Origin of the sequence: Sinorhizobium sojae CCBAU 05684 (assembly GCF_002288525.1) — a bacterium.
Lineage (GTDB): Bacteria > Pseudomonadota > Alphaproteobacteria > Rhizobiales > Rhizobiaceae > Sinorhizobium > Sinorhizobium sojae.
Window position 1 is genome coordinate 274,788 of record NZ_CP023068.1, and the last position, 14,389, is coordinate 289,176.

Annotated in this window: 11 protein-coding genes; 5 read left to right on the forward strand and 6 right to left on the reverse strand. The window is 64.1% G+C overall.

What is annotated here, in order from left to right:
- Positions 1 to 78: 78 nt before the first annotated feature.
- The 4 genes from scpA to SJ05684_RS18985 all read right to left on the reverse strand — a co-directional run bounded on the left by scpA (position 79) and on the right by SJ05684_RS18985 (position 6,288).
- Complete coding sequence (gene scpA / locus SJ05684_RS18970; RefSeq protein WP_034854571.1) at positions 79 to 2,217, reverse strand: methylmalonyl-CoA mutase; 2,139 nt, start codon at positions 2,215 to 2,217, stop codon at positions 79 to 81.
- A gap of 203 nt (positions 2,218 to 2,420) precedes the next feature.
- Positions 2,421 to 4,424, reverse strand: a complete 2,004-nt coding sequence (locus tag SJ05684_RS18975; protein WP_034854592.1) for an acetyl-CoA carboxylase biotin carboxylase subunit — start codon at positions 4,422 to 4,424, stop codon at positions 2,421 to 2,423.
- 29 nt (positions 4,425 to 4,453) lie between these two features.
- A complete protein-coding gene (locus SJ05684_RS18980; protein ID WP_244426634.1) occupies positions 4,454 to 4,744 on the reverse strand; it encodes a hypothetical protein in 291 nt (96 codons plus the stop codon).
- A gap of 11 nt (positions 4,745 to 4,755) precedes the next feature.
- Entirely contained in the window at positions 4,756 to 6,288 is a 1,533-nt protein-coding gene (locus SJ05684_RS18985) for an acyl-CoA carboxylase subunit beta (RefSeq protein WP_034854570.1), read from the reverse strand.
- 141 nt (positions 6,289 to 6,429) lie between these two features.
- On the opposite strand from SJ05684_RS18985, the gene SJ05684_RS18990 reads away from it, so the two are divergent.
- From SJ05684_RS18990 to mmsB, 4 genes are all read left to right on the forward strand, one after another.
- Positions 6,430 to 7,848: a helix-turn-helix domain-containing protein gene (locus tag SJ05684_RS18990; protein ID WP_034854569.1), complete on the forward strand. Its 1,419-nt coding sequence runs from the start codon at positions 6,430 to 6,432 to the stop codon at positions 7,846 to 7,848.
- Between the two features lie 125 nt (positions 7,849 to 7,973).
- Positions 7,974 to 9,116, forward strand: a complete 1,143-nt coding sequence (locus SJ05684_RS18995) for an isobutyryl-CoA dehydrogenase (protein ID WP_034854568.1) — start codon at positions 7,974 to 7,976, stop codon at positions 9,114 to 9,116.
- 12 nt (positions 9,117 to 9,128) lie between these two features.
- The gene (locus SJ05684_RS19000) at positions 9,129 to 10,196 is read left to right on the forward strand and encodes an enoyl-CoA hydratase/isomerase family protein (protein WP_034854567.1); all 1,068 of its coding nucleotides are present in this window, start codon (positions 9,129 to 9,131) and stop codon (positions 10,194 to 10,196) included.
- Between the two features lie 64 nt (positions 10,197 to 10,260).
- Entirely contained in the window at positions 10,261 to 11,157 is an 897-nt protein-coding gene (mmsB, locus tag SJ05684_RS19005) for a 3-hydroxyisobutyrate dehydrogenase (protein WP_034854566.1), read from the forward strand.
- Positions 11,158 to 11,161: 4 nt separating this feature from the next.
- Here the strand turns inward: mmsB and SJ05684_RS19010 are convergent, their stop codons facing one another.
- On the reverse strand, positions 11,162 to 11,911 hold the full coding sequence (locus SJ05684_RS19010; protein WP_034854590.1) for an SDR family oxidoreductase: 750 nt from the start codon (positions 11,909 to 11,911) through the stop codon (positions 11,162 to 11,164).
- 164 nt (positions 11,912 to 12,075) lie between these two features.
- Positions 12,076 to 12,828: a carbonic anhydrase gene (locus tag SJ05684_RS19015; protein ID WP_034854565.1), complete on the reverse strand. Its 753-nt coding sequence runs from the start codon at positions 12,826 to 12,828 to the stop codon at positions 12,076 to 12,078.
- Positions 12,829 to 13,255: 427 nt separating this feature from the next.
- Between SJ05684_RS19015 and SJ05684_RS19020 the strand changes: the two genes are divergently transcribed.
- On the forward strand, positions 13,256 to 14,338 hold the full coding sequence (locus SJ05684_RS19020) for a substrate-binding domain-containing protein (protein WP_034854564.1): 1,083 nt from the start codon (positions 13,256 to 13,258) through the stop codon (positions 14,336 to 14,338).
- The last annotated feature ends 51 nt before the right edge of the window (positions 14,339 to 14,389 follow it).

Consider the following 14,389-nt stretch of genomic DNA (forward strand, 5'->3'; position numbering starts at 1 on the left):
TCGTTGTGCGGCGCGGTCCGATCCTGATTGTCCCCCAAGGCGGCCGGAACGCAAGACCGAATTCCAGACCGTGCGGGATCAGATATTGCGACGCTTGCCTTCGATCAGGTCGAGCACCGCGCGGGCGGCATCGAGCACATGGGTGCCGGGGCCGAAGACCGCGGAGACGCCGTTGTCCATGAGGTACTCATAGTCCTGCCGCGGGATGACGCCGCCGCAGACCACGATGATGTCTTGGCCGCCACGCGTCTTCAGTGCTTCCGCGAGCTTCGGCATCAGCGTCTTGTGACCGGCCGCAAGCGAGGAGACGCCGATGACGGTGACCTCTTCAGCAAGCGCCAAATCAGCCGCCTCCTCGGGCGTCTGGAACAGCGGCCCGGCGACGACGTCAAAGCCGATGTCGCCGAACGCTGACGCAATCACCTTGGCGCCGCGGTCGTGGCCGTCCTGGCCGAGTTTGGCCACCAAAATCTTCGGCTTCTGGCCGAGCCGCCTGGTGACTTCGCCGATCCGGGCGGCCAGCACGCCGAGTTCCGGATCGCCCTCATAGGCCTTGCCATAGATGTCGGTGACCACCTCCGGCACGGCCGTGTAATCGCCGAAGGCGGCCCGCATCGCTTCGGAGATCTCGCCGACGGTGGCGCGCGCCCGCGCCGCCTCGACGGCTGCGGCCAGAAGATTGCCCTTGCCGCTCGCCGCCACTTCGGCCAAGGTTTCCAGCGTTTCCTTCACTTTCAGCGAATCGCGGCGCCGTCTGGTCTCCTCGATCCTCTTGATCTGTGCCGTGCGGACCGCGGCGTTGTCGATCTGGAGGATGTCGATCGGATGTTCGTTTTCGAGGCGAAACTTGTTGACGCCGACGATGACCTCCTCGCCGCGGTCGACTGCTGCCTGGCGCCGGGTCGCCGCCTCCTCGATCAGCCGCTTCGGCAGCCCGGCATTGACCGCCTTGGTCATGCCGCCAAGCGCCTCCACCTCCTCGATCAGTGCCCAGGCCTTTTCCGCAAGCTCATTCGTCAGGCTCTCGACATAATAGGAGCCGGCGAGCGGATCGACGACCTTGGTGACCCCGGTCTCGTGCTGCAGGATCAGTTGCGTGTTGCGGGCGATCCGGGCGGAAAATTCCGTCGGCAGCGCGATTGCCTCGTCGAAGGAGTTGGTGTGCAGCGATTGCGTGCCGCCGAGCACGGCCGACATTGCCTCGAAGGCAGTGCGGATGACGTTGTTGTAGGGGTCCTGCTCGGCAAGCGAGACGCCGGACGTCTGGCAGTGCGTCCTGAGCATCAGCGATGATGGGTTTTGCGGGTTGAACTCCTTCATGATGCGGGTCCAGAGCAGCCGCGCGGCGCGCAGCTTCGCCGCCTCCATGAAGAAGTTCATGCCGATCGCGAAGAAGAAGGAGAGCCGGCCGGCGAAATCGTCGACGTCCAGCCCCTTGGCGAGCGCCGCCCGCACATACTCGCGCCCATCGGCAAGCGTGAAGGCGAGCTCCTGGACGAGCGTCGCGCCCGCCTCTTGCATGTGGTAGCCGGAAATGGAGATCGAATTGAACTTGGGCATCTCTTTCGCGGTATATTCGATGATGTCCGCGACGATCCGCATCGAAGGCTCGGGCGGGTAGATATAGGTGTTGCGGACCATGAACTCCTTCAAGATGTCGTTCTGGATGGTCCCGGAGAGTTTTTCGCGGGGAACGCCCTGTTCCTCGCCAGTGACGATGAAATTGGCGAGGATCGGGATCACCGCGCCGTTCATGGTCATCGAGACGGAAACCCTGTCGAGCGGGATGCCATCGAAGAGGATCTTCATGTCCTCGGCCGAGTCGATCGCCACACCTGCCTTGCCGACGTCGCCGACCACGCGCGGATGATCGCTGTCATAGCCGCGATGGGTCGCGAGGTCGAAAGCGACGGAGACGCCCTGCTGCCCCGCGGCGAGATTCTTGCGGTAGAAGGTGTTGGATTCCTCAGCGGTCGAGAAGCCGGCATATTGCCGGATTGTCCAGGGTCGGCCCGCATACATGGTGGCGCGCGGTCCGCGTACGAACGGCTCCAGGCCGGGCAGCGAGTCAAGGTGCGCGAGATTCGCGAGGTCCTCGCGCATGTAGAGCGGTTTGACCGCAATGCCTTCCGGCGTCTGCCAGACGATTTTTTCTGGGGAGGCCTTCAGCTCCTTTTCAGCGAGGGCTTCCCAGTCCTTGATTGTCTTCTCGGTCATCGCATTCGCTCCGAATATAATCTGGCTCGGCCCCTCATGCCCCTGCCGGGACCTTCTCCCCGCTCGCGGGGAGGAGGAACCTGCCGCGCCGTCTCAGTCTCCTCTCCCCGCGAGCGGGGAGAGGGCTAGGGTGAGGGGCGAGCGGCAGAGGCTGCGAGCCCGGCAGGGCAGAGGGGGGTTATCGTCGCGCCGCACCGCCGCCATCACTCGAACTCCATGATCAACTCGTCCACCGCCAGGCTCGCGCCGGCCGCGATGGCGACGCGCTTCACCGTCGCACGCCGCTCCGCCCGCAGGATGTTCTCCATCTTCATCGCCTCGACGACGGCGATCGCCTGGCCGGCCTCCACCGTCTCGCCTGCCTTCACCGCAATCGAGGTCACGACGCCCGGCATTGGGCAGAGCAGCATTTTCGAGGTGTCCGGCGGCTGCTTTTTAGGCATCAACCGGGCGAGCTCGGCGATCCGCGGGCTTCGAACACGCGCGACCACATCGATACCGCGCCAGCGCAGCCTGATGCCGATTCCGGCGAGTTCCACCTTCACCGCCATCGGCTGATTGTCGATGTTGAAGGTGGCGAGCGTGCGGCCCGGCACCCAATCGGTCACGACCGAGATGGACCTTTCATCGCCGAAACCGACATAGGCGCCATCCGCGGACGTGCCGCAGGTTACCCGGAAGTCGCGGTCGGCCAGGCTTGCCACCCAGTCATGGCCGACGACACGGCGGTGATTGTCGATGGTGCCGGAAATCCGGCAGGCGCGCTCCTGCAGCGCCTGATTAACCGTTGCCGCGACGGCTGCGAGCCTCATCGCCGAGACCTCGTCCGGCACCACGCCCTGAAAGCCGCCCCCGAATTCCTCGGCGATATAGGCGGTCGTCAGCCGCCCCTCGCGAAAGCGCTCCTGCTGCATCACGGCGGAGAGGAAGGGCAGGTTATGGCCGATGCCCTCGACCTCGAAGCTGTCCAGCGCGCGCGCCATCGCGTCGACGGCCGTTGCCCGGTCCGGGCCCCAGGTGCAGAGCTTGGCGATCATCGGATCGTAATACATCGAGATCTCGCCGCCCTCGACGACGCCGGTGTCGTTGCGGATGATCGTGCCGTCCTCCTGGCGGCCTTCCGCTGGCGGACGATAACGCGTCAGCCGACCGATCGACGGCAGGAAGTTGCGGTAGGGATCTTCCGCATAGAGCCGGCTTTCGATCGCCCAACCGTCGAGCTTCACGTTCTTCTGGCGGAAAGCGAGCTCCTCGCCGGCGGCGACGCGGATCATCTGCTCGACGAGGTCGAGGCCGGTCACGAGTTCCGTCACCGGATGCTCGACCTGGAGCCGCGTGTTCATCTCGAGGAAGTAGAAATTGCGATCGGCGTCGACGATGAATTCGACGGTGCCTGCCGAATGGTAGCCGACGGCCTTTGCGAGCGCGACCGCTTGCTCGCCCATGGCGCGCCGCGTCTTCTCGTCGAGGAAGGGCGAGGGCGCCTCCTCGATCACCTTCTGGTTCCGTCGCTGGATCGAGCATTCGCGCTCGCCGAGATAGACGGTGTTGCCGCGCCGGTCGCCGAGCACCTGGATCTCGATGTGGCGAGGCTCGGTCACGAACTTCTCGATGAAGATGCGATCGTCACCGAAGGAGTTTTTCGCCTCGTTCTTCGACGACTGGAAACCCTCGCGCGCCTCCCGCTCGTTCCAGGCAATCCGCATGCCCTTGCCGCCGCCGCCGGCGGACGCCTTGATCATCACCGGAAAGCCGATCGACGCGGCGATGCGCGCGGCCTCCTCCGCATCCTCGATCAGCCCCATATGGCCCGGGACGGTTGAGACACCCGCTTCCGCGGCGAGCTTCTTCGAGGTGATCTTGTCGCCCATCGCCTCGATCGCGCGCGCCGGCGGGCCGATGAAGACGACGCCCTCCTTCTCCAGTGCTTCGGCGAAGGCAGCGTTCTCGGACAGGAATCCGTAGCCCGGATGGACGGCATCGGCGCCGGTCCTGCGGATCGCCTCCAGGATGTTCTCGATGACGATATAGGATCGGTTCGAGGGCGACGGGCCGATGTGCACGGCCTCATCCGCCATGCGCACATGCATGGCATCGCGGTCGGCATCGGAATAGACGGCCACGGTCGCAATGCCGAGCCTCTTGGCGGTGCGGATGACGCGGCAGGCGATTTCGCCACGATTGGCGATGAGGATTTTCTTGAACATGCGTTTCTCTTTGAAGCCTTTCTGTCGCATCAGCGCCTGAATCTTCGCCGGTAGGGCAGAAGCGCGATGGAAGAGGCCGCCACAGCGCCGCCGAAGAGCAGGGCAAAAGGGATGATCACGATGGCCGTGGCCAAGAGCGGGTTGGTCGAGCGGACGATGTGGGTGCCAACCGCGCCGATGTTGAGCCAGATCAGCGCGCCCGCGACGGCGGCGCCGACGAGCGCGCCGTAGAGAGCATTGACGGCCATGTAGCGCAGCATCTGCCAGTGGTCGCGGCGGGCGGCTTCGGGCGTCATTTCCGGCTTCGGCGCGTGGCTCATGGCGGACTCCCTCAAAGTGGGATCGTGTCGTGCTTCTTCCAGCGCGTCTCCATCTGCTTGTTGCGCAGCGACGCGAAGGCGCGGGCGATGCGGCGGCGTGAGGAGTGCGGCATGATCACCTCGTCGATGAAGCCGCGCTCGGCGGCGACGAAAGGATTGGCGAAGCGCTCCTCATATTCCTTCGTGCGCCCGGCGATCTTCTCTGGGTCTCCGAGTTCGGAGCGGTAGAGGATCTCGGTCGCACCCTTGGCGCCCATCACGGCGATCTCGGCGGTCGGCCAGGCATAGTTGACGTCGGCGCCGATATGCTTTGAAGCCATGACGTCATAGGCGCCGCCATAGGCCTTGCGCGTGATCAGCGTCACCATCGGCACGGTCGCCTGGCTGTAGGCGAAAAGCAGCTTGGCGCCGTGCTTGATGACGCCGCCATATTCCTGGCTCGTGCCGGGCAGGAAGCCTGGCACGTCGACGAGGGTCAGGATCGGGATCGAGAAGGCGTCACAGAATCGCACGAAGCGGGCGGCTTTCCGAGAGGAATCGATGTCGAGGCAGCCGGCGAGCACCATCGGCTGGTTGGCGACTACGCCGACCGTCTGGCCTTCGAGCCGGACGAAGCCGGTGATGATGTTGCGGGCGAATTCTGGCTGCAACTCGAAGAAGTCGCCTTCGTCGGCCACCGCGAAGATCAGCTCCTTCATGTCATAAGGCTTGGTGGCGCTCTCCGGGATCAGGCTGTCGAGCCGCATTTCGATACGCGCCGGGTCGTCATGGAAGGGCCGGACCGGCGGCTTCTCGCGGTTGTTGAGCGGCAGGAAGTCGAAAAGCCGCCGGACCTCTTCGAGCGCCTCGATGTCGTTCTCATAGGCGCCGTCGGCGACGGAGGACTTGGTGGTATGCGTGCGGGCGCCGCCAAGTTCCTCCGCCGTGACGATCTCGTTCGTCACAGTCTTCACGACATCCGGGCCGGTCACGAACATGTAGGAGCTGTCACGCACCATGAAGATGAAGTCGGTCATTGCCGGGGAGTAGACGGCGCCGCCGGCGCATGGCCCCATGATCACCGAAATCTGCGGAATGACGCCGGAAACCTCGGCATTGCGGCGGAACACTTCGGCATAGCCGGCAAGCGAGGCGACACCCTCCTGGATACGGGCGCCGCCGGAATCGTTGAGGCCGATCACCGGTGTGCCGTTGCGCGCGGCCATGTCCATGATCTTGCAGATTTTCTGCGCGTGCGTCTCGGAAAGCGAGCCGCCGAGCACGGTGAAATCCTGGGAGAAGACATAGACCTGCCGCCCGTTGATCGTGCCCCAGCCGGTAACGACGCCGTCGCCGGCAACCTTCTCGTTCGCCATGCCGAAGTCGACGCAGCGATGGGTGACATACATGTCGTATTCTTCGAAGGAGCCCTCATCGAGCAGCACTTCGATGCGCTCGCGCGCCGTCAGCTTGCCCTTGCCGTGCTGCGCGGCGATGCGGCGCTCGCCACCGCCGGCCCGTGCCTGAGCCCGGCGGGCCTCCACCTGTTCCAGTATGGCGCGCATCGCTCTCCTCCCATTTTTCGCTGATTGTGCAGAGGCTTCGCTAGGATCGCAATAGCTCCGAAGGCCTGCTGGCAAAACGGCCGATCATGTGCAAATGTGGAACATAGAACATTGTAAAACGTAAACTGCAAAGTTGCGAACATGGCGATCGGCAAGCTTTATATCGGCCGCAAGGTCCGGGAACTTCGAGAAGCAAACCGCGTCACGCAGGGGCAGTTCGCCGAGCGCATCGGCATCTCCACGAGTTACTTGAACCAGATAGAAAACAACCAGCGGCCGGTCTCGGCCGCTGTGCTGTTGGCGCTTGCGGAGAAATTTCAGATCGATATTGCCGAGCTTTCCTCCGGCGAGGGCGATCGGCTGCTGTCGGCGCTCTCGGAGGCCCTGAGCGATCCCCTGTTCGAGCCCTATTCATCGAGCCTGCAGGAACTGAAGCTCGTCGTTCAGAACGCGCCAGGCCTCGCCCGCGCGCTGATCAAGTGCCACCAGGCCTACCGCCGCAACAGCGAACAGCTCGCCAGCATCGACGACACGATCGGCCGCGATGCCGCCGTCGTCGAAACCACCCCCTATGAGGAAGTGCGCGACTTCTTCCACTTCGTCGACAACTATATACATGAGATCGATTTGCTCGCCGAGCATCTGGCCGGCGAGCTCGGCCTCGGCGAGGGCGACAACCACGCCGCGCTCGCCAACCACCTCGAGCAGCGGCATGGCGTGCGTATCGTGCGCGGTGCCGCCGGCGACGAGGCGATCCGCCGTTTCGACCGGCGTGCCCGCATCCTGACGCTCAATCCTTATGCGCCGGCGCCGACCCGCGACTTCCAGCTCGCGCTGCAGATCGCCCAGCTTCACGCGCGCGAAGAGATCGACCGCATGGCGGGTAGCGCCGGCTTCCGCACCGAAGAGGCTTATGAGATCTGTCGCATCGGGCTGCAGAACTATTTCGCCGGCGCTCTCATCCTGCCCTACCAGGCCTTTCTCAAGGCGGCGCGCGACCTGCGCCACGACATCGAGCTCATAGCCGCGCGTTTTGGCGCATCGCTGGAGCAGGTCTGCCATCGGTTATCGACACTGCAGCGGCCGGGACAGAAAGGCATTCCGATCTTCTTCGCGCGCATCGACCGGGCGGGCAACATTACCAAGCGCCACAGCGCCGCCAAACTGCAATTTGCCCGTTTTGGCGCGGCCTGCCCCCTCTGGAACGTGCACCAGGCCTTCGAGACCCCGGGCCGGATCATCCGCCAGCTCGCCGAGACGCCGGATGGCGTGCGCTATCTTTGTCTCGCGACGCAGATCACCAAGGGCGGGGGCGGCTATCGCGCGGCGCATCCACGCTATGCGTTGGCGCTCGGTTGCGAGATCTCCTATGCGGACGCCTTCGTCTATGCCGATGACATGGACCTCGGCAACCGCGCCGCCTTCGGCCCGATCGGTATTTCCTGCCGCATCTGCGAGCGCCCCAAATGCGCCAGCCGCGCCGTGCCGCCTCTCAAGCGTAAGCTCATTGTCGACCATGACATGCGCGCCGCTCTGCCGTATCGTTTGAGCGAGAACTGAGCCTCGCTTACGCGAAGTCTGTTCGATTTTGAACAGATACTGTGAGGATTTGCCGCTGTGCCTGTACGCAGTTTGGTGTAACACCACGGCACATCATCAATATGCGGGTCAGGGAGGACATGCATATGGATTATCGCCTGTCGGAGGAGCAGGAGGCCATCCGCGCGATGGCGCTCGATTTCGCGCGTGACGAGCTTGCGCCGCATGCGATCGACTGGGACCAGCAGAAGCATTTTCCGGTAGCGACGTTGCGCGCCGCGGCGACGCTCGGCATGGCCGGCATCTATATACGCGACGATGTCGGCGGCACGGGGCTGACGCGCCTCGATGCGGCGATCATCATCGAGGCGCTGGCGACCGGCTGCCCGGCGATCGCCTCCTTCGTGTCGATCCACAACATGTGCGCTGGTATGATCGATCGCTACGGCACGGACGCGCAGCGCCAGCACTTCCTGCCGCGGCTTCTGACCATGGAGACGCTGGCGAGCTACTGCCTGACGGAACCCGGTTCCGGATCGGACGCGGCGGCGCTGAAGACCAGGGCCGCGCGCGACGGCGACGTCTATCTGCTGACGGGACAGAAGCAGTTCATTTCCGGTGCGGGCGAGTCGGGCCTCTATATTGTGATGGCGCGTACGGGCGAAGAGGGGCCGAAGGGCATTTCCGCCTTCATCGTCGAAAAGGACACCCCTGGGCTCACCTTCGGCGCCAATGAGAAGAAGATGGGGTGGCACGCCCAGCCGACGCGGGCGGTGATGCTCGACAAAGTCCGTGTGCCGGCCGAGAACCGGCTCGGGAGCGAGGGCGAAGGCTTCAGGATCGCCATGGCCGGTCTCGATGGCGGGCGGTTGAACATTGCCGCCGCCTCGCTCGGCGGTGCCCAGGCCGCCTTCGACAAGGCGCTCGCCTATGTTGAGGAGCGGCGCGCCTTCGGGCGTGCGATCGGAGAGTTCCAGGCGCTGCAGTTCCGGCTCGCGGACATGGCGACCGATCTTGAGATCGCCCGCACCTTTCTATGGCGGGCTGCTGCCGCGCTGGACGCGGCGGATCCGGAGGCGACCAAGCTCTGCGCCATGGCCAAACGCTTCGTCACGGACCGCTGCTTTGCCGTCGCCAATGACGCGCTGCAATTGCACGGCGGCTACGGCTATCTCGCCGATTACGGCATCGAGAAGATTGTCAGGGACCTGAGGGTGCACCAGATACTCGAAGGGACCAACGAGATCATGCGGCTGATCGTCTCGCGAGCGATCATGGGCCGGAAGTAGGAAGGACCTTCCATGGAGATGCAAACCGCCCTACCGGAAGTCATCGTCGAGCGCGACGGCGCGATCGGCAGGCTTCGGCTCAATCGGCCGCGCGCACTGAACAGCCTAAACCTCGCCATGATCCGCGCCATCGACAAGGCGCTGACCGAGTTCGAGCGCGACCCGACCATCGCAGCCGTCCTCGTCACAGGGGAAGGCGAGCGCGGACTATGCGCCGGCGGCGACATCCGCATGATCTACGAGAGCGGCCGCGAGCGCCCGGAGGAAGGGGCGCAGTTCTGGCGCGAGGAATTCATCGTAAACAGCCGCATCTCCGCCTTTCCAAAGCCGTACATCGCGATCATGGATGGCATCGTAATGGGCGGCGGTGTGGGTATCTCCGCCCATGGCAGGCACCGGATCGTCACGGAGCGCACCAGGCTCGCCATGCCGGAAACAGGAATCGGCTATTTCACCGACGTCGGCGCGACCTGGCTCTTGCCGCGCGCACCGGGCGAGTTCGGCACTTACCTCGGTTTGACGGGCCGCGACATAGGCGCGGCGGCGGCGATGCACGCACGCCTCGCCGACAGCTTCGTTTCCTCGGAAAGGATCGATGCGCTCGTTGCCTCGCTGGGCGAGCTTCCCGCCGCGGCAACCGCCGAGCAGATTTCCGCGACGATAAACGCCGTCTCCAGCGAGCCGCCGACCTCGGCCCTTCTCGAACACACAGCGCTCATAGACCGCTGCTTCGCCTTCGACACGATCGAGGAGATCCTGGACGCGCTCGAAAAGGATGGCTCCGATTTCGCCCGCGAGACGCTGCAACTCTTGAAGAGCAGGTCGGGCATCAGCCTGAAGCTGACGCTGAGCCTCCTGAGAGCCGGACGCGCCAGCGCGACGCTGAACGAATGCCTGGAAGGGGAGTACGCTGCCTGCGTCGCGATGCTTGCGAATCCGGACTTCTATGAGGGGGTCAGGGCCGCGGTTATAGACAAGGACCGAAATCCCAAATGGTCGGTCGGGCTCGACGAGGTGACGCCGCAGATGCTGGCCCGCTTTGGGCGCCGCGACGGCGCACCGCTTTTTGGACGCGGATAGGCATCGGCGAGGGGCGGAGAGCCGCCCCGCCGGATCGAGCACGTTGAGTGGAGGAGGGACGTTCATGACGAAGATCGCTTTTATCGGGCTTGGCAATATGGGCGGGCCGATGGCCGCCAATCTGGTGAAGGCGGGACACGCTGTCACAGGCTTCGATCTTTCGGAGGCCTCGCGCAATGCTGCGGCGAAGACGGGCGTTTGCGTGGCCGGATCGATTTCCCAGGCGGTACGCGAAAGCGAATGCGTGGTCACCATGCTGCCGGCGAGCTCGCACGTGCTCTACGTATGGGACGAATTGCTGGGTTTCGTCGACCCGGGAACGCTTGTGATCGACAGTTCGACGATTGATGTGGAAAGCGCGCGCAAGGTCCATGGTTTCGCCGATACCGCCGGGTGCCTGTCGCTCGACGCGCCGGTCTCCGGCGGCACGGCGGGTGCCGCCGCCGGTACGCTCACCTTCATGGTTGGCGGCAGCGACGGCGCCTTCTCCCGCGGCAAGCACATCCTGGAGGCGATGGGCAAGAAGATCGTCCATTGCGGCGACGCGGGCGCCGGCCAGGCGGCGAAGATCTGCAACAACATGATCCTCGGCGTTTCCATGGCCGGCGTCTGCGAAGCTTTCGTGCTAGCCGAGCGGCTGGGCCTGTCGCACCAGGCGCTCTTCGATGTCGCCTCTACCTCCTCCGGCCAGTGCTGGTCGCTGACGAGCTATTGCCCGGTGCCGGGGCCCGTTCCGGCTTCCCCCGCCAACAACGACTACAAACCAGGATTCATGGCGAGCCTGATGCTGAAGGACCTGAAGCTTGCGCAGCAGGCGGCAAGTGCCGCCGGCGCCGCAACCCCCATGGGCGCGCAGGCGGCGCAACTCTACGGCCTTTTCGAGAAGCTCGGCCATGGCGACGAGGATTTCTCCGCACTGATCCGCATGCTGCGCGGCACGCAGGAGGCAAACGCGAGGTAGAGACTCACATCTGAACGGTCATGCCGCCATCGACCGTGAGCGTGGTCCCGTTGACGAAGCTTGCCGCCGGCGAGGCAAGGAAAACAGCGGCCGGCGCGATCTCTTCCGGTCGCCCCCAGCGTTTCAACGGAATGCGGACCTCGACGAAGGCCTTGAGGTCCGGGTCGGCCGCGAGATGGGCATTGGTCTCGGTGGCAAACCAGCCTGGCGCGATCGCGTTGACAGTCAGGTTGTCGGCGCCAAGTTCGACCGCGAGCGAGCGCGTCAAAGCCTCGAGCCCGCCCTTGGCCGCCGTATAGGCCGGGTCTCCGGCCCTGGCGGCGAAGGCTGCAATCGACGTCACGAAGATCAGCCGACCCGCCGAAGAGCGCTGGATCAGGGGCAGGGCTGACCTCGCGACCGCATAGGCCGCCGTCAGATCGGTGTTCAGCAGCGAGGCGAAATCCTGCGGCGCCATCGCCTCCGTGCCGCGCCGGTCCCGCTCGCCGACCGCATGGATGAGGATATCGAGCTGCCCGGTCTTGTCGATGGCGCGTAAGAGAATGGTCTCGACATCCTGTGTGATGTCGCCCGGCGCGATGCCGACCGAAATTCCGTCGGCGGCAAGCCTTTCGCGTGCCTCCTCGAGGTTCTGGCGGTTGCGGCCGTTGATCACCGTCCAGGCACCGGCCCTGGCAAGCGCCTTTGCCATTTCAAGGCCGAGTCCGCGTCCGCCGCCGGTGACAAGCGCTGTCTTGCCTGTGAGATCGAACATGATTGCCTCGTCGCCGCTTGTTTCTTTGGTGGAGACATTTGCAGCGAAGAGCGCCGGGCGCAAGCATGGCCGGGAGGATGGGAGCCACACCACCCCGGCAAGCTCCCCCTTGCCGGGGTGGTCCCGCTGCCGCCGGGGAAGAGTGATGGCCGCGAATGACGAGATCAGCTGGAACTCAGAACATAGCGGCGGTTGGCGGAAAGTGCCGGGCGCGCGTTCATCGAGTAGAGCGCAGTGAACTTCTCGATGTCCGAGGCGGCCGCTTCGATCGGCGTCCTTGCTACCATCCAGTCGACGATCTCGCTGCAGGGCGGCGTGGTGAGCGACCCCTCATAGGCCCAATAGTCGAGCGAAGCAGGCAGGAGGCCGCGTGGGTCGACGGCGTCGAGCGCCGCTTCCTCACCGGCTGTCTGCGGGAACTTCGCGGCGAGGCTCGCGAAGGTCGTATTTTTCGCGCCGGGGGTAATGAAGACGCCGAGGACGCCGAGCGCGCCCGTTTCGGGGTGCTTGTGAACGAAATGCGCCTCCATGGCGAAGGTCTTGCCTTCGACCAGATGCTCGCTCGGCGCATGGAAATGGTACTGCACCAGCTCGTAGGTCTTGTCGCCGCGCTTCAGCGTACCGCCGGGCGCGGCCTTCACCTGGATCGTATGGCCGTTGTTGAGAATGGTGCCGCCGCTCTTCCAGTCGAGCCCAAGATCCGGCAGATCCGCCTTGATCGATTCCCGGATGTCGATGGGCGACTGCTGCGAGCCCACCGAACACGCACCATTTTCCTCGCTCAGCGAACCCCAATGCTCGGGCCCTTCTTCGCCTTCATAGCTCCAATGCACGCCCTCGGCGGCATAGGCCGTCTTGACGCACAGCGGGCAGGCTGCAAGCAGCGCCAGGCCCCTGAGGAAATCACGTCTTTCCATTCTTTTTCTTCCTTCTCGAATAAGCGCTTACAGCGCCGCGCGCTAGCAGGCATGGCCTGCCGGGGACGATGTTGCGGTTTGGAACCTGTCCAACAGCTGTCGGGATTGACAAAGCTCAAGAAAATGCTGTGCGATTTCGACAAAGCGTGCGCAAAGAAGGGAATCTGCGCGCAAAATCATAGGCCTACATTTGTAACACTTTTCGCATTTACATGTGCCGGAACTGCGCAGAGAATGGTGCATGGGAGGAAGCGTTCGGCGCCCTCTCGACCATTGCGCTCGAACGACTTTCGCCCGCTGACAATGAGAGCGGGAAGGGGCAAAGTTTTCGCGGTTTTCCGCCCAATCCCACTCTGGTCAACAAGAGGGATCACGTTGAGTTCCGGTTCTTCATGCCGGAGCCGCGGTGATCCGAGGGAGGAAAGCAATGAAACGAATTCTGCTCTCCGCGGTCTCGGCCGCGGCTCTTTCACTCGGCGCGTCTTCCGCAATCGCACAATCCGGCAGCGTCGAAAGGGCGGTTGGCGGTTATGATTTCGAGGAGGCGGCCAAGGAGGCCCCAGAAACGAAGGACTTCCATTCTGCCGACGGCCATCTGACCTTCGCGATCGTCACCCATACGGCCGGCAACGGCTTCTTCGACCCGGTCTATGTCGGTGCCAAGGTGGCCGGCAACATGATCGGCGCCGAGATCCTGCTGCTCGGCTCAGAATCGCCGGTGGACGACCCGGCACGCGAGATCGAGATCCTGAACCAGATCGTCCGCGACCCCAAAATCGATGGCATCATCATGACGACGCCGCAGGTCGGAGCCTATAACGACATCGTCAAAGCGGCGGAAGACGCCGGGATTCCGGTCGCGACGACCAATTCCTACGATGAGACCCTGCTCAACCGCAACAATATCAGCCATACCGGCCAGGATGCCTCGGCCGCCGCGATCGGCGGTGAAGCGCTCGCCAAATGCGTGCTCGACAGCGGCAAGACCAGCGGCTCGATCCTGCTGCCGTCGTCGACGGCGATGGGCAATATCGAGGTGAACAACCGCGTGACGGCCGCCTTCAACGCGATCGTCAAGACCCTGAAGGATGCCGGCAAGCTCGACGCCTTCAAGGTGGACGCCGGACCGGAGAATGTCGGCATCGATACGAACCCGAACGATCCGGTCAATGCGCTCGTCTCGCTGTTCGAATCGCGCGGCGACGTGGTCGGCGCCTTCACAGCCAACAATGTCTTCACGCCGCCGCTCGTCAAGGCGGTCGAGCAAATGGGTTGGACGAACAACTTCTGCGCCTTCGGCTTCGACCTTGGCCCGGCACAGCAGGAAGGCATCGTCGCAGGCAACCTGACGGGCTCGCTTGGACAGCAGCCTTTCCTGCAGGGATTCTGGCCCGTCATGCAGCTATACCTGGAGATCGATCGCGGCATCTCCGCTGCGAACCTCGACACGCGCGCCCAGCTCGTGACCAAGGAGAACGTGGAGAAGATCGGCAAGCGGTTCGAAAACTGAACGCGAAACAAGCCCCCTCTGACCGGACAGGCCAGAGGGGGTGGGGCTTAT

Coding starts and splice junctions, on each gene's coding strand:
- SJ05684_RS18995 (WP_034854568.1), top strand. CDS start 7,974: ATGGATTATCGCCTGTCGGAGGAGCAGGAGGCCATCCGCGCGATGGCG.
- SJ05684_RS18990 (WP_034854569.1), top strand. CDS start 6,430: ATGGCGATCGGCAAGCTTTATATCGGCCGCAAGGTCCGGGAACTTCGA.
- SJ05684_RS19015 (WP_034854565.1), bottom strand. CDS start 12,828: ATGGAAAGACGTGATTTCCTCAGGGGCCTGGCGCTGCTTGCAGCCTGC.
- SJ05684_RS19000 (WP_034854567.1), top strand. CDS start 9,129: ATGGAGATGCAAACCGCCCTACCGGAAGTCATCGTCGAGCGCGACGGC.
- scpA (WP_034854571.1), bottom strand. CDS start 2,217: ATGACCGAGAAGACAATCAAGGACTGGGAAGCCCTCGCTGAAAAGGAG.
- SJ05684_RS18980 (WP_244426634.1), bottom strand. CDS start 4,744: ATGAGCCACGCGCCGAAGCCGGAAATGACGCCCGAAGCCGCCCGCCGC.
- mmsB (WP_034854566.1), top strand. CDS start 10,261: ATGACGAAGATCGCTTTTATCGGGCTTGGCAATATGGGCGGGCCGATG.
- SJ05684_RS19010 (WP_034854590.1), bottom strand. CDS start 11,911: ATGTTCGATCTCACAGGCAAGACAGCGCTTGTCACCGGCGGCGGACGC.
- SJ05684_RS19020 (WP_034854564.1), top strand. CDS start 13,256: ATGAAACGAATTCTGCTCTCCGCGGTCTCGGCCGCGGCTCTTTCACTC.
- SJ05684_RS18975 (WP_034854592.1), bottom strand. CDS start 4,424: ATGTTCAAGAAAATCCTCATCGCCAATCGTGGCGAAATCGCCTGCCGC.
- SJ05684_RS18985 (WP_034854570.1), bottom strand. CDS start 6,288: ATGCGCGCCATACTGGAACAGGTGGAGGCCCGCCGGGCTCAGGCACGG.